Origin of the sequence: Pinirhizobacter sp. (assembly GCF_035317885.1) — a bacterium.
Classification (GTDB): Bacteria; Pseudomonadota; Gammaproteobacteria; order Xanthomonadales; family Rhodanobacteraceae; genus Pinirhizobacter.
The window spans coordinates 1-2,006 of the sequence record NZ_DATHFX010000367.1 but is presented as its reverse complement, the minus strand read 5'-3'; the positions used below and the strand labels follow the sequence as shown (position 1 = coordinate 2,006).

The window sequence follows — 2,006 nt, the reverse complement described above, 5'->3', positions numbered from 1 at the left end:
TGACCGGCGACTTCACAAAGGCCTGGGCCTGCGCGGCAATGAAGCGGATGTTGCGCATCATCGCATCGCCGAGCCGCTCGTTGCCAACGGTGCCGGCAAGGAACGCCTTCGCGCGAGCGCGGCCACGCGGGTCGTCCAGCAACCATGCGCGCGCCACCGGCACGAACAGGTAATCGCTGTCGATCATCTTGTAGTCGTACACGGGCGCGGTGGATGCGGTATCACCCTGCTTGCGATGGTCGATGATGGCGAATTCGCCGATATCTTCCTCGTGCGCCACTTCACCCTGCGGCGACAGCCGCTCCAGCACCGAGCGCAGGCCCGTTTCCACAGCGGCCGGCTGCAGCGCCGGCATCAACAGCCGCAACGACATCAACGTGTCGCGGCCGAAATAGGTGTCGAAGCGCCAGGAGCCGGCGAGGTACTTCTCCTTGTAGCTTAAGTATTCAAGCGCCGCACGCGCACCCGCATCGGGCAGCGCGCGATCGTTGAGCAGTGCGTTGCCGGACACGGGAGTCAACGGCGTCTCCCCGGTCAAGGCAGTAAATGCCAGCGTAACCACGCCGTCGGGGCCGGCGGCAAAGGAGCCATCGCGAAGCGAGCCATGCACGACCTTCACTGCCAGGGAATAACCCGGGGCGCCGTCCAGGCGATCGCGCGACCAGGTGATCGAGTCGCCCCCCATCGTTGGCTTGGCCACCACCTCCGCCGGTTGCGTCCCCAGGCCCTGGTAATCACGCAGCACGCGCACGCTCGAGAGCACCGCCTGCTTCGGCGCCAGATGATCGGCCCGGATGCTGGCCTGGAAGCTGACGCCGTGTAGCGGACGGCCCCTGGCATCGTTGAGCGTGACCGGCGTGGCGGGCGCGGACATGGACCATTCCGCGGGCTTCTCCAGCGGCTTGAACCACAACCCCACGCCGCTGTTGCCCGCCGGGAAGGCCACGATCAGCCGCGGTTCGTTTCCGTTGCGCAGCACGATATGCGCGGCGACGTTCCCCTCGCGGACGAAACTGTTGAGGTTCAGGCCTTCGACCCTGGCAAAGCCGGTGTCGGCCGCGGCCAGTGACGCCCCGGCGACTCCCGCCAGCGCCAGCGCGCCCACCCACATCCAGCCATTGCCCGCGCTCGCCATCATCGATTGCCCCGTCGCTTTGTAAGGCCGCTAGTCAAGCACAAACGGGCGAGCAAGGGCCATCCAACCGCCATGGCCGTCAACGACGTGAAGCATGCCGCGGGCACTATCGGGGGCGAATGTGTTGAATCTTGGAATTAGTGCCTACGCACAAATTGCCACGAGAAACGCCCTCAAGCCGCGCATCACCCCAATTTTCCCGCGAATTCCAGTTTGGCTAGCTTCGCCTCGTGACAAACCCATGACGAAAATCAAAATATTCCAGTAGACGTGATTCCACATATCTGCAAATATCCTCAAAACGCCACACAACGGGGTGCGGCGTCCTCGGCTTCCAAGATGCCGTCCAAGGGGAATCGCATGGGTCACCACATCACCAACGAGCGATCCATGCCCCGTCTTAGTTTTCGCGCCCGTGCCTGACCGCCTGACCTAGCTCGCCCCGATAACCTTCCCCTGGAAAACCGCCCATGTACGCGACCACCGGATATCGCAACGCAGCTCTTCGTAAAACCCTGCTCGCCGCCGCCCTGGCGGCCTCATTCAGCGGCGCGATCCATGCGCAGGCCACCTCGGGCCGCATCTCAGGCCAGGCGCCCATCACCGCGAACGAAACCGTCCTGGTCGAAGGCGCCAACGGCCTGGTCCGCGAAGTGCCGGTGGACGCCAAGGGTCGCTACGTGGCCGACGCCCTGCCCCTGACCACGTACAAGGTGTCGCTGCGGGTAGGTGGCAATACGGTGGACTCGCGCGAGAACGTCACCCTGCGCGTGGGCATCGCCACCGACGTTTCCTTCGCCAGCAGCGCGCCGTCCAGCACCAGCGCACAGGATCTGTCGGGTGTATCGGTAACTGCGAGCGCCCTGCCCAC

At 64.7% G+C, this 2,006-nt stretch carries 2 pseudogenes; one reads left to right on the top strand and one right to left on the bottom strand.

Features of this window, described 5'->3' with window-relative positions:
* Positions 1-1,138, bottom strand: a pseudogene (locus VK519_RS12140) (hypothetical protein); the annotation flags it as partial.
* Between the two features lie 467 nt (positions 1,139-1,605).
* Here VK519_RS12140 and VK519_RS12135 point away from each other — a divergent pair.
* Positions 1,606-2,006, top strand: a pseudogene (locus tag VK519_RS12135) (Oar protein); the annotation flags it as partial.